The organism is Pseudomonas sp. Irchel s3h14 (assembly GCF_900187425.1).
Classification (GTDB): domain Bacteria; phylum Pseudomonadota; class Gammaproteobacteria; order Pseudomonadales; family Pseudomonadaceae; genus Aquipseudomonas.
This window is the reverse complement of sequence record NZ_FYDJ01000025.1, coordinates 1-25,532: the sequence shown is the minus strand read 5'-3', so window position 1 is coordinate 25,532 and position 25,532 is coordinate 1. Positions and strand designations below refer to the sequence as shown.

Genomic DNA, 25,532 nt, shown 5'->3' with positions numbered 1-25,532 from the left:
GGCACGACTGTGGGATCGATTTACAGCAGAGCCTTACTTGATGCGCTGACCTGGCTTGGCGCCGCTGTCAGGGCTGAGCAGGTAGATTTCTTCACCGCCAGGGCCGGCCGCCATCACCATGCCTTCGGAGATGCCGAACTTCATTTTCCGTGGCTTGAGGTTGGCGATCATCATGGTCAGACGACCATTGAGCTTGGACGGATCCGGATAAGCGCTCTTGATCCCGGAGAACACGTTGCGTTGCTCGTCACCGATGTCGAGGGTCAGGCGCAGCAGTTTGTCGGCACCTTCCACGTGTTCGGCCTTGAGAATCAGGGCGACGCGCAGGTCGACAGCGGCAAAGGCATCGAACTCGATTTCCGGCGACAGCGGATCCTTGGCCAGTTCGCCATTGCCGGCAGGCGCAGCGTCGCCGGTGTCGGTAGCGCTGGCGGTCAGGTCTTCTTTCGAGGCGTCGCTCATGGCTTGCACTTTTACCGGGTCGATACGGGTCATCAACGGTTTGAACTCGTTCAGCTGATGGTTGCTGAGCAAGGTGGCGTGGTCGTTCCAGGTCAGCGGCGCGACGTTCAGGAACGCCTCGGCATCGGCGGCCAGCAGCGGCAGCACCGGCTTGAGGAAGATCACCAACTGGCGGAACAGGTTGACGCCCAGGGCGCAGATGGCCTGGACTTCGTCTTGCTTGCCTTCCTGTTTGTTCAGCGACCAAGGCGCCTTGTCGGCGATCCAGGCATTGGCACGGTCGGCCAGGCCCATGATTTCGCGCATGGCACGGGCGAAATCGCGAGCCTCGTAGGCTTCGGCGATGCTCGGCGCTGCGGCGAGGAAGGCTTCGGTCAGTTCCGGTGCGGCATTACCCGCCACCAATACACCAGCGTTGCCTTTGTGGATGAAGCCGGCGCAACGGCTGGCAATGTTGACGACTTTGCCGACCAGGTCGGAGTTGACCTTCTGCACGAAGTCTTCGAGGTTCAGGTCCAGGTCGTCGACGCCACGGCTCAGCTTCGCCGCGTAGTAGTAACGCAGGTATTCCGGCGACAGGTGGTCCAGATAGGTCCGGGCCTTGATGAAGGTGCCGCGGGATTTGGACATTTTCTGACCGTTGACGGTCAGGTAACCGTGCACGTTGATGCCGGTCGGTTTACGGAAACCGGCGCCTTCGAGCATGGCTGGCCAGAACAGGGCGTGGAAGTTGACGATGTCCTTGCCGATGAAATGGTATAGCTCGGCGGTGGAATCCTTGCCCCAGAACGCGTCGAAATCAAGAGTAGGCGTGCGGTCGCAGAGGTTCTTGAAGCTGGCCATGTAGCCGATCGGCGCGTCCAGCCAGACGTAGAAGTATTTGCCTGGCTCGTCGGGGATTTCAAAACCGAAGTACGGCGCATCGCGGGAGATGTCCCACTGTTGCAGGCCGGCGTCCAGCCATTCGGCGATCTTGTTCGCCACGGCCTCTTGCAGGGTGCCGCTGCGGGTCCAGGCTTGCAGCATTTCCTGGAAGTCCGGCAGTTTGAAGAAGAAGTGCTGGGAATCCTTGAGCACCGGGGTGGCGCCGGAGATCGCCGACTTCGGATCCTTCAGGTCGGTCGGCGCGTAGGTCGCGCCGCATTTTTCGCAGTTGTCGCCGTACTGGTCTTCGGTGCCGCATTTCGGGCAGGTGCCCTTGATGAAGCGGTCGGCCAGGAACATTTTCTTTTCCGGGTCGAAGTACTGAGTGATTGAACGCGTGGCAATGTGCCCGGCGTCGCGCAGCTTCAGGTAGATCTGGCTCGACAGCTCACGGTTTTCTTCGGCGTGAGTGGAGTGGAAGTTGTCGAAGTCCACCAGGAACTCGGCAAAGTCGGCGCTGTGTTCAGCCTGGACGTTGGCGATCAGTTGTTCCGGGGTGATGCCTTCCTTTTCCGCGCGCAGCATGATGGCCGAACCGTGGGCGTCGTCGGCGCAGACATAAATGCATTGATTGCCGCGGTGCTTCTGGAAGCGCACCCACATATCGGTCTGGATGTATTCCAGCATGTGGCCAAGATGGATCGAACCATTGGCATAGGGCAGGGCGCTGGTGACGAGGATCTTGCGTGGCTCGGACATGGGGCTCGGCTACTTGATGAAACGGAGGTCGGCCACTATAAAGCGCCGGCGCATATTTTTCACCCCCAAGGCCAGCCTCCGCGGACCTTTGTAGCAGCTGGCGAAGCCTGCGTTCGGCGGCGAAGCCGTCGTGAATCCGGGCAACTCGGACTACCTGAAACACCGCGGTGTCTGGTTTTACGACTGCTGCGCAGCCGAACGCAGGCTTCGCCAGCTGCTACAGGTAGCATTCGACCATGGGTTATTTGTCACATCCTGAAAGCATGCCGTCCGGACTATAGAACAGGTACGATACCCGCCTGATTTTCCAGTCTTGCTATCGGAGTTGCCCATGAGCGCCGTCAATCGCGCAGCGGTGGAAGCCGTCCTTCGCCAATACACCGACCCTTATTTGAACCAGGACCCGGTCAGCGCCGGGTGCGTACGCGGCATCGACATTCAGGGTGATCGCGTCAGCGTCCAGCTGGAGCTGGGTTACGCCGCCGGCCTGTTCAAGAGTGGCTGGGCGCAGTTGCTGCAAATGGCCATTGAAGGGCTGGACGGCGTGACCATCGCCCGCGTCGAGATCACCAGTGTCATTGCCGCGCACAAGGCTCAAGCGCAGATCCCGGGGCTGGCCAACGTCAAGAACGTGGTGGCCGTGGCGTCCGGCAAGGGCGGTGTGGGCAAATCAACCACCGCCGCCAACCTGGCCCTGGCCCTGGCCCGCGAAGGCGCCAAGGTCGGGATCCTCGACGCGGACATTTACGGACCGAGCCAGGGCATCATGTTCGGTATCCCCGAAGGCACCCGACCCAAGGTCAAGGATCAGAAGTGGTTTATTCCGATCGAATCCCACGGTGTCGAAGTCATGTCCATGGCATTCCTGACCGACGACAACACGCCGATGGTCTGGCGCGGGCCGATGGTTTCCGGCGCCTTGTTACAACTCGTCACTCAGACCGCCTGGGGCGACCTCGATTACCTGGTCATCGACATGCCGCCAGGCACCGGCGACATCCAGCTGACCCTGGCGCAGAAAGTCCCGGTGGCCGGCGCGGTGATCGTTACCACGCCGCAAGATCTGGCATTGCTGGACGCGCGCAAGGGTGTGGAAATGTTCCGCAAGGTCAACATTCCGGTGCTGGGCGTGGTGGAAAACATGGCCGTGCACATCTGCTCCAACTGCGGGCATGCCGAGCATCTGTTCGGTGAGGGCGGTGGTGTGAAGCTGGCCAACCAGTACGGCGTCGAGCTGCTGGCGTCGTTGCCGCTGGCGATGGCCATCCGCGAACAGGCCGATGGCGGCAAGCCAACGGTGATCGCCGAGCCTGACAGCCCGATTGCGATGGTTTACCAGGAACTGGCCCGCCATGTCGGCGCGCGGATCGTGTTGCAGGAAGCGGCGACACCGGCCATGCCGAACATCACAATCAGCGACGATTGATTCACTGAAGAAATGCGATCCATTGTGGGAGCGGGCTTGCTCGCGAAAGCGGTGTGTCATTCAGCATTAATGTTGACTGATACACCGCTTTCGCGAGCAAGTCGAATCGTCGCACCGCCGCTCCCACATTTGTTTTGTGTTGACCCTAGATCCGCAACCCGCCATCCAGCTCCATAATCCGACCGTTGTAGTAGTCGTTTTCGAAAATGTAGGCCGCTGAATGGGCGATCTCTTCAGGCGTGCCCATGCGCTTGAGTGGAATCACGGACGTTATCTTCTCCAGCGCCTCAGGCTTCATGCTCAGCGTCATTTCGGTTTCGATAAAGCCCGGTGCAATGGCTGCCACACGAACACCGTAGCGTGCCAATTCCTTGGCCCAGGTCACAGTCGCCGCGGCGACACCGGCCTTGGCGGCGGAGTAGTTGGTCTGGCCGGCGTTGCCAGCGCGGGAGATCGACGAGATATTAATGATCGCGCCGCTGTTGTTCAGCTCGATCATTTTGGCCGCGACTTCACGGGTGCACAGGAATACGCCGGTGAGGTTGACGTCGATGACCGACTGCCACTGGGCCAGGCTCATCTTGGTCATCTCGCCGTCCTTGACCTTGATAAGCAAGCCATCGCGCAGGATCCCTGCGTTGTTGATCAGGCCATGGATCGCGCCGAAGTCTTCGGCCACCTGGGCGACCATGTGCGTCACTTGCTCTTCATTGGCGACATTGCACAGGTAAGCGCGAGCCTCGACGCCTTTAGCCGTGCAAGCGGCGACGGCGTCGTCGAGCTTTTCCTGGTTCAGGTCCACCAGCGCCAGCTTCGCCCCTTTACCGGCGAAATACTCGGCCATGGAACGGCCTAAACCCTGGCAACCGCCGGTGATAATGATTACTTTGTCAGTGAGTTTCATTCGCATGCCCCGATAGCAGGTCAGAGGAGTGGTTTCCTTTCAGAGAGTAGCCTCTCGATCTGCACCTGACGGCCTGGCTGCACATGAGAACTGCCCGATGGCGTACTGGAACTTATCCCCAGGCGCCTGTCCGTTTTTTTGACGGATTCTAATAAGGAGTCATAAATTGAGCGTTGAAGCGGCCAAGAATGCCCGAGAATTGCTTCTCAAGGAATACCGTGGAGTGCTCTCGACGCACTCCAAGGCGATGCCCGGTTTCCCGTTTGGTTCCGTGGTTCCGTACTGTCTGGATGAACAGGGCCGGCCGCTGATCCTTATCAGCCGCATCGCCCAGCACACGCATAACCTGCAGAAGGATCCAAAATGCTCACTGTTTGTGGGTGAGCGCGGGGCCGAAGACGTGCAAGCCGTTGGTCGGCTGACCTACCTCGCCGAAGCGGAAAAGCTCGAGGACGAGGCCGCTATCGAAGCGGCAGCTGAGCGTTACTATCGCTATTTCCCGGATTCGCAGAGCTACCACAAGGCCCACGATTTCGATTTCTGGGTGCTCAAACCAGTACGTCACCGTTACATCGGCGGCTTCGGTGCGATTCACTGGGTCGATCAGTTAACGCTGGCCAACCCGTTCGCCGGAAAAGCCGAAGCGAGCATGGTCGAGCACATGAATGCCGATCACGCCAAAGCCATCGCCCACTACGTCGAACTGGCGGGCCTGCCGAAAACCGAACCGGCGCAACTGGCGGGTATCGACACCGAAGGCATGCACCTGCGCATCGGTCAGGGGCTCTACTGGCTGCCGTTTCAAGCGTCGTGTAATACGCCGACACAAGTACGCGAAGCCTTGGTTTTCCTGGCTCACGCCGAACATTGGCCGAAAAATGAAGTGGCCGACGCTTGAATTCACGAAACGGCGACGTCATCTAGGGAAGACTGGCAAGGCATTCTTGCGTTGAGGAACCATTTGATGCGCCCTTTTTTATTGCTCTTTGTACTGTTTCCGGTGTTGGAGCTGTTCGTATTCGTCAAGGTCAGCGGGGCGATCGGGTTTTTCCCGGCCCTGCTGCTGGTCATTCTCGGCTCGATGCTCGGCGTGTTCGTGCTGCGTATCGCTGGTCTGGCAACCGCATTGCGTGCTCGTGAAAGCCTGAACCGCGGCGAGCTGCCGGCCCAGACCATGCTCGAAGGTTTGATGCTGGCACTGGCGGGTGGTCTGTTGATCCTGCCGGGCTTCGTCACTGACGTGCTGGGTCTGATCATGTTGCTGCCGATCTCTCGTCGACTGTTGGCCAATAAAATGCGCCAGCGTGCCGAAGAGGCGGCCATCCGTCAGCGTGCGTTCGCCGACGACCTTCAGCCACGTGGCGGTCCTGCTCCGCAGCAGCCGCTGGGGCGTGAGCCCAATGTGATCGAAGGCGAGTTTGAACACCGCGACTCCAAGTAAATCGTTTCACCTGCACGGCACCTTCGGGTGCCGTGTTCGTTTGCGGGTCATCGATGTAAAAAATTTCGATCCCCGCCCTTGTAATAAGCTTATGCGCCCTTATGTAACGGTCACCGCAAGGTTTCTGGCGATTACGCCAGACAGACTTCCGCGGTTCGCTCGACGAACCGCACCCGGCACCGCCGGATTTGTTAAACCCGCCGGGAATACACCGGCCGATGAAAACCACAATTAGGAGAGATCGACAATGAAGCTTCGTCCTCTGCATGACCGCGTCGTCATCCGTCGCAGCGAAGAAGAAAAGAAAACCGCTGGCGGTATCGTCCTGCCAGGTTCGGCTGCTGAAAAAGCCAACAGCGGCGAGATCCTCGCTGTCGGTACCGGCCGCGTACTGGACAACGGTGAAGTGCGTGCACTGGCCGTTAAAGTGGGTGACAAGGTTGTGTTCGGCCCGTACTCCGGCAGCAACACCGTGAAAGTCGACGGCGAAGACCTGTTGGTAATGGCTGAGAACGAGATTCTCGCTGTTATCGAAGGCTGATTCCCCGCTCATTTTCCCGCTACTACAAAGTATTTAAGGAATATCGATCATGGCTGCTAAAGAAGTTAAATTCGGCGATTCCGCCCGCAAGAAAATGCTCGCCGGTGTCAACGTCCTGGCTGACGCAGTAAAAGCGACCCTGGGCCCTAAAGGCCGTAACGTGATCATCGAGAAGAGCTTCGGCGCTCCGACCATCACCAAGGACGGCGTGTCCGTTGCCAAAGAAATCGAGCTGAAAGATCGCTTCGAAAACATGGGCGCGCAGCTGGTCAAAGACGTTGCCTCCCGTGCCAACGATGACGCAGGCGACGGCACCACCACCGCTACCGTTCTGGCTCAATCGATCGTCAACGAAGGCCTGAAAGCCGTCGCTGCCGGCATGAACCCGATGGACCTGAAGCGCGGTATCGACAAAGCGACCATCGCTATCGTCAAAGAGCTGAAAGCCCTGTCCAAGCCTTGCGCTGACACCAAGGCCATCGCTCAGGTCGGCACCATCTCGGCCAACTCCGACAGCTCCATCGGCGACATCATTGCCGAAGCCATGGAAAAAGTCGGCAAAGAAGGCGTGATCACCGTTGAAGAAGGCTCGGGCCTGGAAAACGAACTGTCGGTTGTTGAAGGCATGCAGTTCGACCGTGGCTACCTGTCCCCGTACTTCGTCAACAAGCCAGAGACCATGACTGCCGAGCTGGACGGTCCGCTGATCCTGCTGGTCGACAAAAAGATCTCGAACATCCGCGAAATGCTGCCAGTACTGGAAGCCGTTGCCAAAGCTGGCCGTCCACTGCTGATCGTGGCCGAAGACGTTGAAGGCGAAGCCCTGGCGACTCTGGTTGTGAACAACATGCGTGGCATCGTTAAAGTCGCAGCCGTCAAGGCTCCAGGCTTCGGCGACCGTCGCAAGGCCATGCTGCAGGACATCGCTGTTCTGACTGGCGGTACCGTTATCTCCGAAGAGATCGGTCTGAGCCTGGAAAGCACTACCCTGGAACACCTGGGTAATGCCAAGCGCGTGATCCTGTCCAAAGAAAACACCACCGTGATCGACGGTGCCGGCGTTGAGGCTGACATCCAGGCTCGCGTTCTGCAGATCCGTCAGCAAGTGGCTGACACTTCGTCCGACTACGACCGTGAAAAACTGCAAGAGCGTCTGGCCAAACTGTCCGGCGGCGTTGCAGTGATCAAGGTTGGCGCTGGTTCCGAAGTTGAAATGAAAGAGAAGAAAGCCCGCGTTGAAGACGCCCTGCACGCTACCCGTGCAGCCGTTGAAGAAGGCGTGGTACCTGGCGGCGGCGTGGCACTGGTTCGCGCTCTGCAGGCAATCTCCGAGCTGAAAGGCGACAACGATGACCAGAACGTTGGCATCCAGTTGCTGCGTCGCGCTGTTGAAGCGCCACTGCGCCAGATCGTTGCCAACTCCGGTGACGAGCCAAGCGTAGTGGTCGACAAGGTCAAGCAGGGTTCGGGTAACTACGGTTACAACGCTGCTACCGGCGAATACGGCGACATGATCGAAATGGGTATCCTGGACCCGGCTAAAGTGACTCGTTCGGCTCTGCAAGCGGCTTCGTCGATTGCCAGCCTGATGATCACCACCGAAGCCATGATCGCTGAGATCAAGGAAGACGGTCCAGCTGGCGGCGGCATGCCAGACATGGGCGGTATGGGCGGTATGGGCGGCATGATGTAAGCCAGCCTTACCCCTATAAAAAAGCCCCGCCTGCGATAAGCAGGCGGGGCTTTTTATTGCCCGGAGTTTTGATAGTCACATCAGTCAAATGTGGGAGCGGGCTTGCTCGCGAAAGCGGTGTTTCATTCAACGCATAAGTTGACTGATCTACCGCCTTCGCGAGCAAGCCCGCTCCCACATTTGAACTGTGTTTCAGGCGCTGACCGGTTCCGCCTTGGTCGCTCGCTCATCCTTCGGCGCCGGCCGATAAAGGATGTAGTAATACGCCCCCAGACAAATCAGCCAGCAGAAAATCGCCGTCCACACATTGTGCGAAAAGAAGTGCGCCCCCTGCATCATCCGGCTGATGGAAAACACCGTGCCCAGCGCGAAAGCGAACACAAACGCCTTGCGCGCCAGACGCGGACGACGGTCGCGCAGGACAAAGAACAGTGCAAACAGTGTGAAACCGGTTGCCGCATGACCGCCGGGCCAGCAACGGCCCGGTTTATCGGTGTGCGGGCGAGGGCTGAGCAGTTCGCTATAGGTTTCGTGACCGCCGAATTGCTCCAGGCTCCACGGGCATTGAACGGCCGTCACCGCTTTGACTGGCGTGACGAAGGAGGTCGCCAGCGCCAGAGACAGCACCAGACAGCCCAGTTCCCGTTTGATCGGTTTGAGCCTGTCCATGAAAAAGGAGGCGATGAAACCGAAGATGGCCAACACCGAGAAGGCGATGACCACCTGCTTGGCGCGGTCATGCAGGATCTCTTCCAGGAAGTAACTGTGCCGCCCGATGAAATCCCCCGCGACCGGGTCATAGAACAGCTTGGCAAGGTCCATGTCCAGGGACGTCAGTTCGAGCAGCACCAGAACGATCGCCGCGATGGCGGGAACGCCCAGGCACACCCAGAAATTCAGCGGGCGGGAGGCGGGGCGGACAGCAGTCGAAACCATGGCAGTTCCTTGGTCGGTGAAATGTTCTGAAAACGCAGCCGCGCGGAGTTTGAGCCTGATTCTGTCGTCGGCGTGTGAATCGATAGTGAAAAAGTCGTTAAAGCCATCCCGGGTTTTTGGGGTGGATTTACAACTGCACGCAGTCCTAGCCCTCAGCCACACTTGGCCTTAAGCTGCGCGGGCCAAGACGGCCGTTACTGTGTACGCAGGAGACACCCATGCGAATTCTATTGGTTGAAGACAACCGCGATATCCTGGCCAATCTGGCCGATTACCTGGGGCTCAAAGGTTATACCGTGGATTGCGCGCAGGACGGCTTGTCAGGCTTGCACCTGGCGGCTACCGAGCATTACGACTTGATCGTACTCGACATCATGTTGCCAGGTATCGACGGTTACACCCTGTGCAAACGCCTGCGCGAAGACGCGCGCCGCGACACGCCGGTGATCATGCTCACCGCTCGCGATCAATTGGATGACCGGCTGCAAGGCTTCAAATCCGGTGCCGATGACTACCTGATCAAACCCTTTGCGCTGTCTGAATTGGCGGCGCGCATCGAGGCGGTCATGCGTCGTGCCCAAGGTGGCGGTCGCCGCACCCTGCAGGTCGGCGATCTGATCTACGACCTCGATACTCTGGAAGTCACCCGCGAAGGGCGACTGCTGAAGCTCAACCCGGTGGGCCTGAAGTTACTGGCCGTGTTGATGCAAAAAAGCCCGCACGTATTGCGCCGCGAAATTCTCGAAGAGGCGCTGTGGGGTGATGACTGCCCGGACAGCGACAGCCTGCGCAGCCACGTCCATCAATTGCGCCAGGTAATCGACAAGCCGTTCGCCAAACCGTTGCTGCAAACCGTGCACGGTGTGGGTTATCGCTTGGCCGAGGGCCGAGATGGAGTTTAAACAGAGCCTTGCTCAACGGATCATCATCGCCTTTGCGCTGATGAGCGCATTGGTGGCAGGGGCCTTCGCCATGGGCATTGTGGCGACCGTGCACCTGGTCGAAGAAAAACTGATTTCGGCAGGTCTGGGCGGTGATTTGCAACGTCTGTTGCTGATGGACAGCGTGTCGGACTGGAGCCACCGTCCCGAGCCGGACCAGCTGTTCTATTTCAGCGGAGGGCCGGGGGATTTCGAGCTGCCCAAGGACCTGCGGCACCTGGCCCCGGGTTTTCACGAAGTGTTTCGCGAACAGCTGTCGTATCACGCGATGGTCGAAGTCGTCGACGGTCGGCATTATGTGCTGTTGCAGGATCAGAGCGATTTCGAAGAGCGTGAACGGGTGCTGTTTGCCGTGGTGCTGGTGGGCTTCGTCCTGAGTCTGGCATTGGCGGTGTTTCTTGGCTGGGTACTGGCGCGCAAAGTGATGGCGCCCGTGGTGCGACTGGCCCGTCAGGTCCGTCACCGTGATCAATTATTAGGTCTTGCGCCACCGCTGGCGCCGGATTACGCCGCTGATGAGGTGGGCGAGTTGGCCGTGGCCTTCGACGCCACTCTCGGTCGCTTGCGCCAGGCGTTGACCCGCGAACGGTTATTCACCAGTGACGTCAGCCACGAGCTGCGCACGCCATTGATGGTGCTCGCCAGTTCCTGCGAGCTGCTGCTGGAAAACCCCGGCATCGATCAGCGTGGACGTGCACAGGTCCAGCGAATCGCCCGTGCTTGTGAGGAGATGCGCGAGCTGGTGCAAACCTTCCTGATGTTGGCCCGCGCACAACGTGAAGACGCCAGCATGTCGCCCCAGCAGACCCTGAGCCAGGTCGCCGATGGACTGCTCAATTTGTGGCGCGAGCCGATCGAGGCCAAGGGGCTGGCGCTGATCTTTGAGCCGGGCAATCCGGCCAACACTTGCTACAACGCAACGCTTCTGCACGCGGTCATGGGCAACCTGCTGCGTAACGCGCTGCATTACACCGAGCGCGGGTTCATCCGCCTGACCCTGACGGCCACGGGTTTCATGGTCGAGGACAGTGGCGTGGGCATTCCCGAGGAAAAACGCGTGGCGATGTTCGAGCCGTTCGTGCGGGGTAACGAGAAACGCGGTGAGGGCTTGGGGCTTGGGCTGTCGCTGGTGCAGCGGATCTGTGAGAACCAGGGTTGGAACGTCAGCCTGACGAACATGGAGCCCAATGGCTGTCGTTTTGAGGTGGAGTTGTGTTCGTCGGATGTGAGCTGATCGGGCGCAACGGCCTAGAGCCATCATTGCCGCCCTGCAAAACCTCGAAATAATTTGGTGTTTTACATGACGTTTTTTTCACAAAGGAATGACCTGTCGCTGACACGGCGCTACCTATCGTAGGTGCCATCAGCAGCTCAGGAGACCTTGGTGATGGCTGGCCCGATCAAACTGGATTTTTCCGAAAAATATGATGATCAGCACGCCCAACGATACCTGCGCAAGCATAAGGATGGCCTTGGCCGCCGCCTGTCTCACTGGCGTGACGAGCAACTGGCACGCAAGGCGCTGGCACTGGTCGGTGAGCCGGGGCTGATCCTCGATTTGCCCTGTGGTGCGGGACGTTTCTGGCCATTGCTGGCGGAAAAAACCAATCGAGTGATCATTGGCGCCGACAACTCCGAATCCATGCTGAAGATTGCCATGCAGGCGCAACCTGCCGAGGTGGTGAAACGGGTACAACCCTTGCACACTTCTGCATTCGACATTGCCTTGCCTGATAACGCCGTCGACAGCATTTTCTGCATGCGTTTGCTCCATCACATCGGTGAAGCCGAGCATCGACTGGCTATTTTGCGTGAATTCGAGCGCGTCACGCGTGATAGCGTGATCCTTTCTCTGTGGGTGGACGGCAATTTCAAGGCGTGGAAACGCAAGCGCCTCGAGAAAACCCGTGAGCAGGAAGGTTACCAAAATCGATTTGTGTTACCGGCTGCTACGGTTGAAAAGGAATTTGAGCAGGCGGGTTTTCGTATACAGGAACAACTGGACTTTTTACCGCTCTATGCCATGTGGCGGGTCTACGTTTTACGCAAGAGGTAACAGAATGGCAGTGCAATATGCAGCAGAAACGGACGTCGCTCCTCAGGACCGCTTCGACTATTTCTGGAATCAGCGCGGTGAATGGGTAGAAGAACCCAACGTTCGTCGCGGTGGAGAAAGCGGTGTGCAGCGCGTAGTGAGCGGCGATGGACAGCTGCTGTACGTTAAACGTCAATCCGGGCATATCCATCGCAGCTTGCTGCACCCGTTCGGTCGACCGACGGTGTTGCGCGAGCGCGATGCGCTCATCGGCCTGAACCTGCTCGACGTTTGCGTTCCGGAAATCGTTTTCTGCGGTGCACAGCGCGATCCGGTGCATAAATGGCGCGCATTGCTGATCACCAAGGCGCTGGACGGCTTCGAGGAAATCGATCACTGGTACGCTGGCGGCGGTCGCGAGCATCACGGTGAGGCTGTGCATGATCGAGTGTTGAAGGAGCTGGCCGAGAACCTGGCCCGGATGCACAAGGGCCGCTGGCAGCACAGCTGCCTTTATGCCAAGCACGTATTCGTGCGCGTCACCGGCGAAGGCGAGGCTGCCAAAGTTGAAGTGGCCTTGATCGATCTGGAGAAATGTCGGCAGCGTTTGACCGCCCGGCAAGCGGCTACTCATGACATGAAGCAACTGCGTCGCCACTCGTCGTTCAGCACGACGGACTGGCAGAAACTCGTCTATTTTTATAGGACGGCGTTTGGCAGCGCTATCAAGGGCTTATAGCAATGAAACTCGAAATTGCACGAGGTGTATTTTTAATAGGAGCCTTGGCAGTTGCTTCACTGGCGGTGGCGGCATGGGAGCAGCCCCGCCCGCAGGTCCTCAGTTCAGTGAGCGGCGACGCGCATTGTCCAATGCCACGAGTTGCGAAGGCATCCGTGGCACCCCGCCCCGATCATGATTTGTTGCTGTTCATGTTCGGACTTTCTCAAGGACTGAGGCCGCAAAGTTGAACAGATTGAAGCCCAAATAAAAGGCCTCGCTAATGCGAGGCCTTTTTTATTCCCGCCTTTCAGCAACGACATCGACCAAATGTGGGAGCGGGCTTGCTCGCGAATGCGGTGTGTCATTCAGCATTGATGTGACAGGTACACCGCATTCGCGAGCAAGCCCGCTCCCACAAGGTTATGTGTGTTCTTTAGACTTATCGGGTTTAGCCAGCAACGTGTACACGCACGGCAGCACAAACAACGTAAACAACGTCCCGATCGACATCCCCGTAGCGATCACCATGCCGATGTCGAACCGGCTGACGGCGCCCGCCCCGGTGGCGATGATCAACGGCACCATGCCGAACACCATCGCCGCCGTGGTCATCAACACCGGACGCAGACGAATGGCCGCCGCTTCCTCCACGGCCTCGCGCGGCGTCAGGCCTTTGTCCTTGCGTAACTGGTTGGCAAATTCAACGATCAGGATTCCGTGTTTGCTGATCAGCCCGATCAACGTCACCAGGCCGACCTGGGTGTAGATGTTCATGCTCGACCAGCCCAGGAACAGCGGGATCAGCGCACCACAGATCGACAAAGGTACGGTCACCAGAATCACCAGCGGATCGCGGAAGCTTTCGAACTGGGCGGCCAGTACCAGGAAAATGATCGCCAGCGCCAGGGCGAAGGTGACCCACAGCGCACTGCCTTCCTGGACGTATTGCCGTGATGCGCCGGCATAATCGAAGGCATAACCCACCGGGGCCTCTTCCCGAGCGATCTGGCGCACGGTGTCGATGGCTTCACCCATGCTGACCAGCGGCACCCCGGACAGGATGGCCGAGTTGAGTTGCTGGAACTGGTTCAACTGCCGTGGACGCGCCCGGTCGGTCACGGTGATCAGGGTCGACAGGGCCAGCAGTTCGCCTTGGGTGTTCTTGACGTAATAATTGTTCAGCCAGTCGGGGTTATCCCGGAAGGGCCGTTCGACCTGCGCGATGACTTTGTAGCTGCGACCTTCAATGGTGAAACGGTTGATCTCCGCCTCACCCAGCAATGTCGCGAGCGTTCCGCCCAGGTCCTGCATGGAAACACCCATCTGCGCGGCCTTGGCGCGATCGATATCCACCACCACTTCAGGTTTGTCGAACGCCAGGTCAACGTCGACGAAGGCGAACTTGCCGGACTCCATTGCCCGCTTTTTCACCCGGTCGGTCACTTGCAGCAGCGACTCGTAATCCTTGGCGGAGTTGATGACGAACTGAAACGGCAGCCCCTCGCCGGTACCGGGCAGGGAAGGCAGGTTGAAGCCGAAGATCTGCAGTCCGGAAATGCTCTCCAGTTTGGCCTGTACCTCGGGCAGGATTTGCATCTGAGTGCGGCTGCGTTCGTTCCACGGTTTGAGCAGGAAGCCACCGATGCCCGATTGCACGCCGTTGAAGCCATTGATCTGGAACGACGAGTAATACTCGGGAAACGTCTTGAAGATCGTGACGAACTCGTCGGTGTAGGTACTCAGGTAGTCGAGGTTGGCCGGTTGCGGGGCGTTGGCCATCATGAAAATGATGCCCTGGTCCTCGTCCGGCGCGAGTTCCGACTTGGTGAACGTGAGCAGTACCGGAATCAGGCACAGCACGATCACCGCGAACACCAGCACCACCGGCCGGGTGTTGAGAGTGCCGTGGAGCATGCTTTGGTAACGGCGCTTGAGGCCTTCGAAAATCAGGTCCAGGCGATGGGCCAGACCGCTGGGATTTTCGTCGTGACGCAGCAGGAAGGCGCACATCATTGGCGACAGGGTCAGGGCGACGATGCCCGAAATCACCACCGCGCCGGCCAAGGTCAGGGCGAACTCCTTGAACAGCGCCCCCGTGAGCCCCGTCAGGAAGCCGATCGGCGCATAGACCGCCGCCAGGGTGATGGTCATCGAGACCACCGGCATGGCGATTTCCCGGGCGCCTTCGATGGCCGCATCCAGCGGCGTCTTGCCTTCTTCGATGTGCCGGTGGATGTTTTCCACCACCACAATGGCGTCGTCCACCACCAGACCGATGGCCAATACCATCGCTAGCAACGTCAGCAGGTTGATCGAGTAGCCCATCATCTGCATGAAGAACATCACGCCGATCATCGACAGCGGGATGGTGACTACGGGGATCACCACCGACCGCAGCGCGCCGAGGAACAGGAACACCACCACGATCACGATCAGCACCGCTTCGAACAGGGTTTTCACCACTTCGTCGATCGAGGCCTGGATGAACAGCGTGGCGTCGTAGGCGATTTCACCTTTGAGGTTCGGCGGCAGCTGGGCTTCCAGGTCCGGCATGATCTTGCGCACTTCCTTGATCACGTCCAGCGGGTTGGCGCCGGGTGTGGCCTTGATGCCGATGTACACCGAGGGGGTGCCGCCGAAGGAGCTGATCGAGTCGTAGTTTTCCGCACCCATTTCAACCCGCGCCACATCGCTGAGCAGCACGCGACTGTCGCCCTCGACCTTGAGCGGAATCGCGGCAAAGGCTTCGGCGGATTTGAGTTCGGTATTGGCGTTGATGCTGGTGACGACATACTCGCCTTTCACTTCGCCGGCGGCGGAGAGGAAGTTGTACTTGCGCACTGCATCGGTCACGTCGCTGGCACTCAGGCCGAAACCGGCGAGCTTGACCGGGTCCAGCCATAGACGCATGGCAAATACCTGGTTGCCGAGAATCTCGGCTTCAGCCATGCCCGGCAGGGTCGCCAGTTTCGGCTGGATGACCCGCGACAGGTAGTCGGTAATCTGCGGGTTGCTCAGTTCCTTGCTGAAGAAGCTGATGTACATCAGTGCCGAGGCGTCGGCGGCTTCCTTGCTCAGTACCGGGTCTTCGGCGTCCTGAGGCAGCTGGTTCTTCACCTCGTTGGCTTTGGCCAGCAGTTCGGTGAACAAGCGGTCGCTGTTGGCGCCGATGCGCGCATAGATCGAGATCACCGAGAAGTTCTGGCGACTGACCGAGGTCATGTAATCGATGCCTTCGGCACTGGCCAGACTTTGTTGCATCGGTTGGGTGATGTAGCCCTGAATGGTTTCGGCGTTGGCCCCGGGATAAGCGGTGGTCACCGTGATCAGGGCGTTTTCCATTTGTGGATATTGGCGCAGCGGCAACTTGCTCCAGGCCTGGAAGCCCAGCAGCACAATCAACAGGCTGACCACGGTGGCGAGCACCGGGCGGCGGATGAACGGGTCGGTAAAAGCCATGGGGATTCCTTGATCAGTCCGCGCGCGGCGGGCTGTTCTTCTCGGCTAAGGTCTTGTCGTCGCTAATCGCAATGTGTGCGCCGTTGTCCAGTTTGATCTGGCCGGCCGTGACCACTTTTTCGCCGTTCTGCACACCTTTGGTGATCATCACTTGCCCATCGCGGCGCTCGCCGGTTTCGATGAAACGCCGTTCGGCGATCAGGATCGGTTGGCCCTTGTCGTCTTTTTCCAGGCTGCCGTCTTCGGCTTTTTTCTGCGCGACGACATAGAGCGAGTTGCCGTACAGCGTGTAGGTGATCGCGCTTTCCGGCACGACGATGCGCGGCTGCGGGTCGGGCAACAACACTTGCAGGCTGGCGAACATCCCCGGCAGCAGTTTGCCGTCGGGATTGGCCAGGGTCGCGCGGACCTGGACGTTGCGCGTGCTGTTTTCGACTTTCGGGTTGATCGCGCTGATGGTGCCGGGGAAGGTTTGTGTCGGGTAGGCCGCGACAACGATCTGTACCGGTTGGCCGAGAGCAATCTTCGGTATCGACTGCTCGGGCACGAAGAAGTCTACATAGAGGCTGCTGAGGTCTTGCAGGGTGGCAATCATGGTGCCACTGGCGAGATAGTCACCGATGTCCACCTGACGAATGCCGATGGTCCCGCTGAACGGTGCGAGCAAGCGTTTTTTAGCCAGTGCCGCGTTGAGCTGATTGACCGTGGCCCGGCTCTTTTTCAGCACTGCAGAGAGCCGGTCGAACTCGCCTTTGGAAATGGCCTGGCTGCCCACCAATTGACTGCCGCGACCGTAATCGAGCTGCGCCAGACCCAGGTCAGCCTGAGCGGTTTCGAGCAGGGCGGTTTCTACCACGCTATCAAGCAGAAGCAGCGGTTGGCCGACCTTGACCTTCTGACCTGACTCGAACTGCAAATCGATGACGGTGCCGTCGGTCTCCAGGCTCAGGTCCACGCCTTGCAGCGCCTTGAGCGTGCCGACGGTGGGCAGGCGGGCTTGCCATGGCCGTTCGGTGGCCGTGGCCACGGCGACACTGATCGCTGGTTTCGGCACAGCAAAGCCCTGAATCATCGTATAGATGGAGAAGGCTTTGTAACCGGCCAGCACCAGCACGATCAGCAAAACAACACCCAACATGATCAGCATGCGGCGACGCAGCATATTTCCACTTCCTTGGAGAAAATCAGGTGAGACAGTCGGGCACATTACTCCGAGTGTGCCGGGGATTCCAACTGCCACTTTTTACAGGCAAGCGCAAAACCTGTAGGAGCCGAGCTTGCTCGCGATAGCGGTGTGTCAGTTACCGCGATGTAGGATGTGCCGCCGCCATCGCGAGCAAGCTCGGCTCCTACAAAGGACCGTGTTTAGATGAGGTGAAGGTGGTTGTCCCAGAGCCCTGCGGGTAGATCGAGGGGTTTTGAAACAAGGCTTGTCTGGCGGCAGTCGTAGAAGCGGCAGCGTCCTTGACCCGAGGTCACGACAAAGCCATCAGCTACCGCGCCGACCCCGGCGCAATCGGGAAGCGGCGCGTCCAGGCGCACTTCACCGCTGTCCAGGTCCCAGATGAAAAAGCGATTGCCCCGGGGCGCGGTCAACGCGACCTGGCGCAGTTCGCTGTGTACCGCGACGCTGGCGGTGTAATGCCCCATGGCCTGCAACTGATGCTCAGGCACCGGGAAGGCCACGAACGGCTGGCCGGGCCGCTTGATCGCCAGCAGCTCCGACGACTCATGGGACGGCCCCATGAACTGCTGACCGGCGACGATGGTGCCGTCGCTGGCAATCCCCAAATGCCGCACGCTGTTCATCTGCTGGGCGAGGGTTTCCTTGCTCAGCAGGGTGCCGTCCCGTTGCATCAGGACCAGGCTCGGTTCCATGGCGTTGAGGTTCATCTCGACGCGGCTTTCGGCCTCGGTGCGAATGCCGCCGTTGGCCACCACCAGGGTTTCGCCATCGGGCATCCACGACACCTGATGCGGACCAACACCGTGGGTGGGGATCTCGCCGCTGTGGATAAGTCGCTCACCTTCAAACTTATACACACCGAGCAAGCCGCGACCCGGATCGGAGGTGTCGTTCTCGGTGGCGTACAGCCAGTCGCCGCTCTTGTGAATCACCGCGTGACCGTAGAAGTGCCGGTTCGGCAGCGAGGTCACGGTTTGCAGCAGCGTGCCGTCGCGCAGGTCGATCAGGTAACTCTCGGTGCCAGGACGACGGGCGACGAACAGCGCAATCGGCAGCGTCGGGTGGTTGATGATGTCGTGGCAACGCTGGCCGACCTGGGTGGCAAACACCCGGGTGCCGTCCAGCCGGTAACCGACGGCGTAGTGCTTGCCGTCGGTATCGTCCCGCGCCGAGAGCAGCAGCGGGCTTTTGTCCTTCTGCTTGAACAGCGTCCAGCCGCCCAGTGTCACCGCACCCAGCAGTAAACTACCTAACGTCAGAGCCTGGCGTCGCAGCATGGAACTTGCCCTCATCAGTCACCGTCGTTGGCGTTGAAGCCCAGTTGGATGCCCAGCGCCTTGGCCAGTTCGCCTTCATGCAGGCGATGGACGACGTTGAGGCTGTCGTAGATGTCGTTGAGTTGCTGGCGACCGGCATCGTCGTTGAGCATTTCAGTCAGCGAACGCTGGTTGCTGGCGAACAGTTTCAGGGACGCGGCGTAAGCGGCGTCGATCTTGTCGGCCAAAGGTTTTTGCTCGCTCGGCAACAGGCCGCGCAGGCCTTTGTTGTCGACGCCTTCCCACACCGTTTTGGCGGCGGCGAGGCTGGCTTCGAGACCGGTCAGGGACGACTGGCTGCGCCATGCATCGGCCTGGAACGGTTGTGGCACACCCTTCGTTTGACGGCCCATCGGCGTGCCGAGTTTTTTCTTCAGGCTGTCGAGGGCGGTGACTTGCACGCGCAACAGATCGGCGATGGCTTCGTGGGAATCGGCGTAGCGCTGGTTCGGGAATTTGCTCATCTGCGCGAGCATGCCGTCGGTGTTGTTCCAGCTTTTCAGAATTTCTTCGGCCAGTTGTTTCTGACGCTCACCAATCGCGATCAGCAGCGGGCAGTACTTGGCTTTCTGTTCAGCGTTGGCCACATCAGGCTTGCTGTCGAACAGGATGTATTCGTAGGCGGAAAGGCCTTGAACCACAACGCTGGACTTGGCCAGGGCAGCGGCATCGATCTGCGGCTGTGCGGTGACCAGTTGCTCGACCTGACGGCCGACGAGGTTTTTCTTGTCCGGCCAGAACTGCACCTGCCAGGCGCGATTGCCCTCGGCCAGCGGCCCGATCAGCAGCGGTTGCAGCTCGGCCCAGGCTTTCTGCGCGTGCAGGAAGTCGGCGCGGGCGGTGTCGAGGTTTTCCTTGCCTTCGCAGTAGGCCAACGCACTGACGGCCAGTTGGCGATCGGCTTCAACCCAGCGCGTGTAGGTCGGCAGGATCACCGATTTGGCGATGGCTGCTGACGTGACGGCCTGCGGATCCTGCGGCGAACAGGCGCCCAAGGCTAGCGCGGCAAGGCTGGTGAACAACAATTTGGGACGGAACATGTCGGGCTCCCGCTATGGAATACGTATTAAAGGGAATTCAAGAACGCCAGCAACGCAGCGCGCTGCTCGGCATTGAAAGACAAAACCTGTTGCTGCGCCGCTGTGGCTTCGCCGCCATGCCAGAGCACGGCTTCGAGCAGATTGCGGGCGCGACCATCGTGCAAAAACTGGGTGTGCCCACTGACCGCCTGCGTCAGGCCGATGCCCCACAACGGCGGGGTGCGCCAGTCGCGGCCACTGGCCTGGAATTCGGTACGGTTGTCGGCCAGACCGTCGCCCATGTCATGCAGCAGCAGATCGCTGTAAGGGCGAATCACTTGATTGGCCAGTTCAGGTTCTGCGGCGTTGGCGGCGGTGGTGTATTTCGGGGTGTGGCAGGACTGGCATCCGGCCTGGAAAAACAGATTCTTGCCGGCCAGCACCTCGGGGGCGCTGACATCGCGGCGGGCCGGTACGGCGAGGTTACGGCTGTAGAACAGCACCAGGCGCAGGATGTTGTCGCTGACTTCCGGCTCGCCATCCGGGCCATTGCCATTCGGTGCCTGTTTGCAGGCGGTTTGCGCGTCGGTGCAGTCGTCGACGGGCCTCAGGCTCGTGGTGAGGCCCATGTCACCGGAAAACGCGTGAACATTCTGTTGATTGAGGTTCGGTTGTCCGGCCTTCCAGCCAAATCGCCCGAGGACGGTTTTTTGCTGCGCGTCATCCCAGACCCGGTTCGGGCGTCCGGCGATACCGTTTTTGTCTTTTGCCTGAGCCTCGGCATTGGCCAGGATCGCCTCGTCGGGGATCGCTTCGAGCAGGCCCAGGCCAATCATTGGCGGTGCAACCCTGGCCGAGAAACGCGTGTCAGGGTGCATCGGGCCGTAGCCCAACTGGGTGATCTGCAACGTCGGCTTGCGCAACTCGACTTCGGTGCCGTCCTTGAAGCGAATCGGAACGGGCGTGTAATCGACGCGCACTTTGCCTTCCGGCACGACACCCGGCACGGACATGTCCTGGAATTGTCCGCCGTAGACCGGCTCCGGGACGACACCGAGTTGCTCGATGACCTTGGCATAGGCCGGCGTATCGGGAATCGACAGGCGCACCAGCATCGACACGGCGTTCTGCGCATCAGGCGTGGGCGGATGACCGCGGCCGTCCTTGATGTGGCAGCCCTGACAGGCGTTGGTATTGAACAACGGGCCGAGACCATCCCTGGCGGTGGTGGTCGACGGAGCGATCACCCAGGGGTTGCGGAAGAAACTGTTGCCAACGCTGAAATCCACCCGCCGTGACGGCGACAGGTTGGCGGACGGCAAAGAAAATGAGTTCTGATCGGTCTTGCGCACGGTCGCGCTGCCACCGGACCGGGCTTCACCGGGTTCGGCCTGGGTAAAACGCGGGGCGTCATCGCAGGCACTCAGGCCCAGGGCCAGCAACAGTGCGGACAAGCGAAGAGGCAGCGAGGGCATCAGACATCCTGCTAGACGAGCAAAACAAGGGGCGCAAAGTCTAACAGGGCATGGGAGATTGAATAAGAGGAATTATCGTTTGGTTGATGTAGCGCAACTGATCGTCACTGATCGTTCCCACGCTCTGCGTGGGAATGCAGCCCGTGACGCTCCGCGTCACATCCAGAGCCGAACGCGGAGCGTCCGTTGAGGCATTCCCACGCAGAGCGTGGGAACGATCGGCGTGAGGCGAGGGGCATGAAAAAGGCGACCCGAAGGTCGCCTTTTTATTCAGCCAGCGTTGATCAGAATTCGTGATCAGCGTTGTCCGGGTTCAGGTCACTGATGCCCAGTTTGCCAGCGGCGGCTTCGATCGAACCGGTCTGCTTGACCAGGGAAGCGATAGCGTCACGAACGATCTGGTTACCAGCGGTGTTGCCGGCGGCGATCAGTTGGTCGTAGTGCTCACCTTTGTTGGCGTGATCGACGATGACCTGCATCTTGGCTTCGGTCGCAGCCAGGTCGGCTTTCAGCGCGGTGTCGGCAGCCGGGTCAGCCTTGGCCACCAGGGACGACAGGCTGGCACCGGTCATTTTGGTGCCGTCGACGCGGGTGTATTCGCCCAGGTACACGTTACGAATGCCTTTGGCATCGTAGAACTGCGAATTGTGGGTGTTGTCGCTGAAGCAGTCGTGTTCGTCTTCCGGGGAGTTGGCTTCCAGGGAAACCTTCATGCGCTCGCCCGCCAGTTCGCCCAGGGACAGGCTGCCCATGCCGAACAGCATTTTGCGCAGGCCGGATTCAGCTGGCTCGGCTTCCAGGGTGGCGCGGTAGTTGTCGGCCACGTTCGGCTTCCAGTTACCGACCATTTCTTCCAGGTCGCTGACCAGCAGTTGGGTCACGGACTTCAGGTAAGCGCGACGACGATCGTTATGACCGCCGGTTGCGCCTTTGCCTTCCAGATAGTCGGAAGCTGGACGGTTGCCGGCGCCAGGGCCGGTGCCGTTCAAGTCCTGGCCCCAGAGCAGGAATTCGATGGCGTGGTAGCCGGTGGCAACGTTGGCCTCGGAACCACCCAGCTCGTTCAGGCTGGCGAGTTTGGCCGGGGTGATGTCTTTCACGTCGATCTTGTCTTCGCCGACCTGAACCTGGGTGTTGGCGATGATGTTGGCCGTGGCGCCCGGGTTACCCAGTGCGTGCTCGTAGGATTTGTCGACGTAGTCGATCAGGCCTTCGTCCAGTGGCCAGGCGTTCACCTGACCTTCCCAGTCGTCGATGATGGTGTTGCCGAAGCGGAACACTTCGCTCTGCAGGTAAGGAACGCGGGCAGCGATCCAGGCAGCCTTGGCAGCTTTCAGGGTGTCGGCGTTCGGCTTGGCGAGGAAGGCGTCGACGGCGGTTTGCAGGCTCTTCGCGGTGGATTCGGCATCGCTGTAAACGGCGAAGACGATGTCGGCGTAATGCGCGACAACGGCTTTGGCGGCGGCTTCGTCGACTTTACTGACAGCGGCAGGCGCAGCAGCCGGGGCCGTGGTGCTGGCGGCCGGCGTCGGTGCTTGCGCAGCGACAGCTTTGTCTTTGCCTTCGCCACAACCGGCGAGGGAAATAGCGATGGCCAACAGACTGGCGGTAGCCAGAGGCATACGAATCATGGCGAACATCCTGCTTCGAGAGGGGGTGGAATGGCGCAGCAAGCGCGCAAAACTGCGACATAATGCAAATCTTTCGCATTATGTGTAAAGGGTTGTGCTTGTAAATATTTCTTATTCAGGGGGGAGTTGTGTCGTGGATCAAGAGAACGCAGCCTCGTTTCACTCGACAGCTGCTACAGAGTGAAATGAGGCTGCGATTTTCGGATCTCTACAAAATAGCGGCGTTACTGCGCTGAGCCTGTTTCAGATACGCGCTCAATTCACGCGCCGGCAGCGGCTTGCTGTAGAGATAGCCCTGACCTTCGTGACAGCCCTCGGAGATGATGTAGGCCTCTTGCTCGGTGGTTTCCACGCCTTCGGCAATCACCTGCATGCCCAGGCTCTTGCCCAACTGGATGATGGCCCGAACGATGGTCGCATCGTCGTCGTCATCGAGCAGGTCCTGAACGAAGCTCTTGTCGATCTTGATCTTGTCCAGCGGCAGGCTTTTCAGATAGCTCAATGACGAGTAACCGGTGCCGAAGTCGTCGATCGCGATCAGCGCACCGGAGCGACGCAGGCTCAGCAGGTGCTGGGCGGCCGTGCTGATGTCTTCCATCAGGCCGGTTTCGGTGACTTCCAGCTCCAGGCTGCGCGGTGGCAGGCGATACATCTGCAGTAAATTGTTGACCACCCGTGGCAACTCGGCGTGGTGCAGCTGCACCGTGGACAGATTCACCGCCATGCGCAGGTCGACGAAACCCAGGTCATGCCAGTCGCGCAATTGCTTGCACGCCTGATCCAGCACCCATTCGCCGATGGCGATGATGGTGCCGTTCTGCTCGGCCAGGGGGATGAACAAGTCCGGCGGAACCAGTCCGTGCTCGGGATGCTGCCAGCGAATCAGCGCCTCGACACCCACCACCCGGTGATCGCGATAGCTGATCTGTGGCTGGTAGACGAGGTAGAACTGGCCACGGGTCAAGGCGTCGCGCAGGTCTTTTTCAAGCTCGCGACGGCGGCGCATCTCGGTGTCGACGCTGGCGATATAGAACTGATAACGGTTGCGCGAGCGAGTCTTGGCCAGGGTCATGGTCTGCTCGGCTTTTTGCAGCAGTTTCTCGGTGCTGTCACCGTCTTCGGGGAACAGGGTGATGCCGATGGTCGCACGCAGGCGAATCTCTTGATGATCGAGGGCAAAGGCCGCTTCCAGGTCATCGAGAATACTTTGGGCCAGTTCGGCCGCTTCGTAGGGTTGTTCGATGTCGGCTTGAACCAGGGCGAACTGGTCGCCGCCGAGGCGGGCGAGGGCGCCAAGGCGTCCGCTGTGAGCTCGCAGGCGATCGGCCAGGGCCAGCAGCAGTTGGTCGCCGGTCTGGTAGCTGAATTGTTCGTTGATGCCCTTGAAGTCGTCCAGGCCGACCACCAATACCGCGACCCGACGTTGCAACCTGCCGGCGTCGACCAGGATTTTGTCCAGTTGCTGCTGCAATTGCTGGCGGTTCGGCAGGCCGGTGAGGAAGTCGTACTGGGCCATGCGAAGCAGGCTGTTTTCCGCTTCGTGGCGCAAATGGGTATTGCGTTCGATGGACTCGAGCAACTGGTTGGCGGTGTTGATCCAGATCCCCAATTCGTTCTTTTCATGCCCTTTGAGCAGCGGGATTTTGTGTTCGCTGGGGCGATCCGGATTGATTTCCGTGAGGTGTTCGATGATCCGTGACAGCGGCTTGGTCAACAGCCAGTGATAGACCAGGTACAGCACCAGCCCCATGGCCATCGCACGCAATACGCCGGAGATGAAGATGATCACCGAGCTGACGATGAAACCCTGGCCATAGGTGGCAGTGTCGAGGGTGATGCTCAAGTCGCCGTAATACTCGCTGTAAGGGCCGCGCCCCACCAGTTGGGTGGTGAAGGTGCGTTCCTTGCCGAGGATCAGGTCGGTCAGCCAGCGACTGTCGGAATGCTGCAGCTCGCGAGACTTTTGCGCGAGCATGGCTTCGTTGGGATGGCCAATGGAGGCCTTGCGCACAGCGTCGTCCTGAAACAGGCCTTCGATCACCTGCATACCCATTTCCCGGTCCAGGCTGTAGACGGCCTGGGTCGAGGGGTCGCGGAACATGTCGAGGATGCGTTGGGCATCGCTGGCCACGGCCTGGCGTGTTTTATAGGCATCGAAAACGATCTGCGCGCAGCTCAAGACTACGCCGACGATCAATGCCGACAGGAGCACGACCCGAAGCAACTTCACCGACAAGCTGTTCTTGAGTTCCAGCTTCAAAGAGTCATTCCTTGTTCCGTGCGGGTAGCGTCAAGTTGCCATGAGTATTGGCAATCCGGTGATGGCAGTCAAAGGGACAATCAATCACATGGGGTTTTGCCTGTAGCTTGGCCGAAATGCTGTTGTTTGGAGTATTTGTACTGGTTGTACTGTGTCGGTTGTTGGGGCCTTCAACTTGAGGGGGGATTGGGACATATTTTCCGTTTGGTTGATGTTAGACGGCTGTGGCGTTGGGGCAAGGGTTCGCTGTGGGGATTTGGTCTGGTGTGTATATCCATTTCTGCGGTAACGGCTGCTAATGGTTTCGCCCTTACGGCGAGTCCCTTTTGGCAAACGCGGTACGTGTCAAGGTACCTGTCGCCTTGCTCCTACAGTTGTTAGCCCGTTGCGCCCCTAATTTCAGGGCGTTCCGGGTTTAAATACACCGCATCTGCGAGCTTCCAGTTCCGTGTCCGAGTACTCC

Annotated in this window: 20 protein-coding genes; 10 read left to right on the top strand and 10 right to left on the bottom strand. The window is 59.5% G+C overall.

What is annotated here, in order from left to right; genetic code table 11:
* Window positions 1-33: 33 nt before the first annotated feature.
* Window positions 34-2,085: a methionine--tRNA ligase gene (gene metG / locus CKW16_RS28170; protein ID WP_095132521.1), complete on the bottom strand. Its 2,052-nt coding sequence runs from the start codon at window positions 2,083-2,085 to the stop codon at window positions 34-36.
* A 331-nt stretch (window positions 2,086-2,416) separates the two neighbouring features.
* Here metG and apbC point away from each other — a divergent pair, with 331 nt between their 5' ends.
* Complete coding sequence (gene apbC, locus CKW16_RS28165) at window positions 2,417-3,511, top strand: iron-sulfur cluster carrier protein ApbC (protein ID WP_046047101.1); 1,095 nt, start codon at window positions 2,417-2,419, stop codon at window positions 3,509-3,511.
* A gap of 145 nt (window positions 3,512-3,656) precedes the next feature.
* Here the strand turns inward: apbC and CKW16_RS28160 are convergent, their stop codons facing one another.
* On the bottom strand, window positions 3,657-4,415 hold the full coding sequence (locus tag CKW16_RS28160) for an SDR family oxidoreductase (protein WP_095132519.1): 759 nt from the start codon (window positions 4,413-4,415) through the stop codon (window positions 3,657-3,659).
* A gap of 166 nt (window positions 4,416-4,581) precedes the next feature.
* On the opposite strand from CKW16_RS28160, the gene CKW16_RS28155 reads away from it, so the two are divergent.
* From CKW16_RS28155 to groL, 4 genes are all read left to right on the top strand, one after another.
* Entirely contained in the window at window positions 4,582-5,313 is a 732-nt protein-coding gene (locus CKW16_RS28155; RefSeq protein ID WP_095132517.1) for a HugZ family protein, read from the top strand.
* Between the two features lie 66 nt (window positions 5,314-5,379).
* Window positions 5,380-5,856, top strand: a complete 477-nt coding sequence (locus CKW16_RS28150; protein ID WP_017340554.1) for an FxsA family protein — start codon at window positions 5,380-5,382, stop codon at window positions 5,854-5,856.
* A gap of 247 nt (window positions 5,857-6,103) precedes the next feature.
* The gene (locus CKW16_RS28145; protein ID WP_019827816.1) at window positions 6,104-6,397 is read left to right on the top strand and encodes a co-chaperone GroES; all 294 of its coding nucleotides are present in this window, start codon (window positions 6,104-6,106) and stop codon (window positions 6,395-6,397) included.
* 49 nt (window positions 6,398-6,446) lie between these two features.
* The gene (gene groL, locus CKW16_RS28140) at window positions 6,447-8,090 is read left to right on the top strand and encodes a chaperonin GroEL (RefSeq protein WP_008155543.1); all 1,644 of its coding nucleotides are present in this window, start codon (window positions 6,447-6,449) and stop codon (window positions 8,088-8,090) included.
* Between the two features lie 192 nt (window positions 8,091-8,282).
* Here groL and CKW16_RS28135 read toward each other — a convergent pair whose 3' ends face one another.
* A complete protein-coding gene (locus tag CKW16_RS28135) occupies window positions 8,283-9,026 on the bottom strand; it encodes a phosphatase PAP2 family protein (RefSeq protein ID WP_095132514.1) in 744 nt (247 codons plus the stop codon).
* A 218-nt stretch (window positions 9,027-9,244) separates the two neighbouring features.
* Here CKW16_RS28135 and colR point away from each other — a divergent pair, with 218 nt between their 5' ends.
* The 5 genes from colR to CKW16_RS28110 all read left to right on the top strand — a co-directional run bounded on the left by colR (window position 9,245) and on the right by CKW16_RS28110 (window position 12,971).
* Window positions 9,245-9,928, top strand: coding sequence for a two-component system response regulator ColR (gene colR / locus CKW16_RS28130; protein ID WP_095132512.1), 684 nt, complete (start codon window positions 9,245-9,247; stop codon window positions 9,926-9,928).
* Window positions 9,918-11,201: a HAMP domain-containing sensor histidine kinase gene (locus CKW16_RS28125; RefSeq protein WP_095132510.1), complete on the top strand. Its 1,284-nt coding sequence runs from the start codon at window positions 9,918-9,920 to the stop codon at window positions 11,199-11,201. Before colR ends, CKW16_RS28125 begins: the two co-directional genes overlap by 11 nt.
* Window positions 11,202-11,354: 153 nt before the next feature.
* Complete coding sequence (locus CKW16_RS28120; RefSeq protein WP_095132508.1) at window positions 11,355-12,023, top strand: class I SAM-dependent methyltransferase; 669 nt, start codon at window positions 11,355-11,357, stop codon at window positions 12,021-12,023.
* 4 nt (window positions 12,024-12,027) lie between these two features.
* Entirely contained in the window at window positions 12,028-12,741 is a 714-nt protein-coding gene (locus CKW16_RS28115; RefSeq protein WP_095132506.1) for a lipopolysaccharide kinase InaA family protein, read from the top strand.
* A 2-nt stretch (window positions 12,742-12,743) separates the two neighbouring features.
* Window positions 12,744-12,971: a hypothetical protein gene (locus CKW16_RS28110; RefSeq protein ID WP_095132504.1), complete on the top strand. Its 228-nt coding sequence runs from the start codon at window positions 12,744-12,746 to the stop codon at window positions 12,969-12,971.
* A 172-nt stretch (window positions 12,972-13,143) separates the two neighbouring features.
* Here the strand turns inward: CKW16_RS28110 and CKW16_RS28105 are convergent, their stop codons facing one another.
* From CKW16_RS28105 to CKW16_RS28075, 7 genes are all read right to left on the bottom strand, one after another.
* Entirely contained in the window at window positions 13,144-16,182 is a 3,039-nt protein-coding gene (locus CKW16_RS28105; RefSeq protein ID WP_095132502.1) for a multidrug efflux RND transporter permease subunit, read from the bottom strand.
* A 13-nt stretch (window positions 16,183-16,195) separates the two neighbouring features.
* Window positions 16,196-17,344, bottom strand: coding sequence for an efflux RND transporter periplasmic adaptor subunit (locus tag CKW16_RS28100; RefSeq protein ID WP_095132500.1), 1,149 nt, complete (start codon window positions 17,342-17,344; stop codon window positions 16,196-16,198).
* A 203-nt stretch (window positions 17,345-17,547) separates the two neighbouring features.
* A complete protein-coding gene (locus tag CKW16_RS28095; RefSeq protein WP_095132498.1) occupies window positions 17,548-18,645 on the bottom strand; it encodes a DUF1513 domain-containing protein in 1,098 nt (365 codons plus the stop codon).
* A 14-nt stretch (window positions 18,646-18,659) separates the two neighbouring features.
* Window positions 18,660-19,724 carry an imelysin family protein gene (locus CKW16_RS28090; RefSeq protein ID WP_095132496.1) on the bottom strand — a complete coding sequence of 355 codons (1,065 nt, stop codon included), beginning with the start codon at window positions 19,722-19,724 and terminating at the stop codon, window positions 18,660-18,662.
* A gap of 26 nt (window positions 19,725-19,750) precedes the next feature.
* Window positions 19,751-21,178 carry a di-heme oxidoredictase family protein gene (locus CKW16_RS28085; RefSeq protein WP_095132494.1) on the bottom strand — a complete coding sequence of 476 codons (1,428 nt, stop codon included), beginning with the start codon at window positions 21,176-21,178 and terminating at the stop codon, window positions 19,751-19,753.
* A gap of 284 nt (window positions 21,179-21,462) precedes the next feature.
* Entirely contained in the window at window positions 21,463-22,809 is a 1,347-nt protein-coding gene (locus CKW16_RS28080) for an imelysin family protein (RefSeq protein ID WP_095132492.1), read from the bottom strand.
* A 208-nt stretch (window positions 22,810-23,017) separates the two neighbouring features.
* Entirely contained in the window at window positions 23,018-25,069 is a 2,052-nt protein-coding gene (locus CKW16_RS28075; protein ID WP_095132490.1) for a bifunctional diguanylate cyclase/phosphodiesterase, read from the bottom strand.
* Window positions 25,070-25,532 lie beyond the last annotated feature (463 nt).

What these genes read in the sequence shown, in the direction of transcription:
- CKW16_RS28120 (WP_095132508.1), top strand. Translation starts at nt 11,355, where the DNA reads ATGGCTGGCCCGATCAAACTGGATTTTTCCGAAAAATATGATGATCAG.
- CKW16_RS28145 (WP_019827816.1), top strand. Translation starts at nt 6,104, where the DNA reads ATGAAGCTTCGTCCTCTGCATGACCGCGTCGTCATCCGTCGCAGCGAA.
- CKW16_RS28085 (WP_095132494.1), bottom strand. Translation starts at nt 21,178, where the DNA reads ATGCCCTCGCTGCCTCTTCGCTTGTCCGCACTGTTGCTGGCCCTGGGC.
- metG (WP_095132521.1), bottom strand. Translation starts at nt 2,085, where the DNA reads ATGTCCGAGCCACGCAAGATCCTCGTCACCAGCGCCCTGCCCTATGCC.
- CKW16_RS28100 (WP_095132500.1), bottom strand. Translation starts at nt 17,344, where the DNA reads ATGCTGCGTCGCCGCATGCTGATCATGTTGGGTGTTGTTTTGCTGATC.
- CKW16_RS28110 (WP_095132504.1), top strand. Translation starts at nt 12,744, where the DNA reads ATGAAACTCGAAATTGCACGAGGTGTATTTTTAATAGGAGCCTTGGCA.
- CKW16_RS28135 (WP_095132514.1), bottom strand. Translation starts at nt 9,026, where the DNA reads ATGGTTTCGACTGCTGTCCGCCCCGCCTCCCGCCCGCTGAATTTCTGG.
- CKW16_RS28125 (WP_095132510.1), top strand. Translation starts at nt 9,918, where the DNA reads ATGGAGTTTAAACAGAGCCTTGCTCAACGGATCATCATCGCCTTTGCG.
- CKW16_RS28095 (WP_095132498.1), bottom strand. Translation starts at nt 18,645, where the DNA reads ATGCTGCGACGCCAGGCTCTGACGTTAGGTAGTTTACTGCTGGGTGCG.
- CKW16_RS28160 (WP_095132519.1), bottom strand. Translation starts at nt 4,415, where the DNA reads ATGAAACTCACTGACAAAGTAATCATTATCACCGGCGGTTGCCAGGGT.
- CKW16_RS28105 (WP_095132502.1), bottom strand. Translation starts at nt 16,182, where the DNA reads ATGGCTTTTACCGACCCGTTCATCCGCCGCCCGGTGCTCGCCACCGTG.
- apbC (WP_046047101.1), top strand. Translation starts at nt 2,417, where the DNA reads ATGAGCGCCGTCAATCGCGCAGCGGTGGAAGCCGTCCTTCGCCAATAC.
- CKW16_RS28150 (WP_017340554.1), top strand. Translation starts at nt 5,380, where the DNA reads ATGCGCCCTTTTTTATTGCTCTTTGTACTGTTTCCGGTGTTGGAGCTG.
- CKW16_RS28080 (WP_095132492.1), bottom strand. Translation starts at nt 22,809, where the DNA reads ATGATTCGTATGCCTCTGGCTACCGCCAGTCTGTTGGCCATCGCTATT.
- CKW16_RS28090 (WP_095132496.1), bottom strand. Translation starts at nt 19,724, where the DNA reads ATGTTCCGTCCCAAATTGTTGTTCACCAGCCTTGCCGCGCTAGCCTTG.
- CKW16_RS28115 (WP_095132506.1), top strand. Translation starts at nt 12,028, where the DNA reads ATGGCAGTGCAATATGCAGCAGAAACGGACGTCGCTCCTCAGGACCGC.
- groL (WP_008155543.1), top strand. Translation starts at nt 6,447, where the DNA reads ATGGCTGCTAAAGAAGTTAAATTCGGCGATTCCGCCCGCAAGAAAATG.
- colR (WP_095132512.1), top strand. Translation starts at nt 9,245, where the DNA reads ATGCGAATTCTATTGGTTGAAGACAACCGCGATATCCTGGCCAATCTG.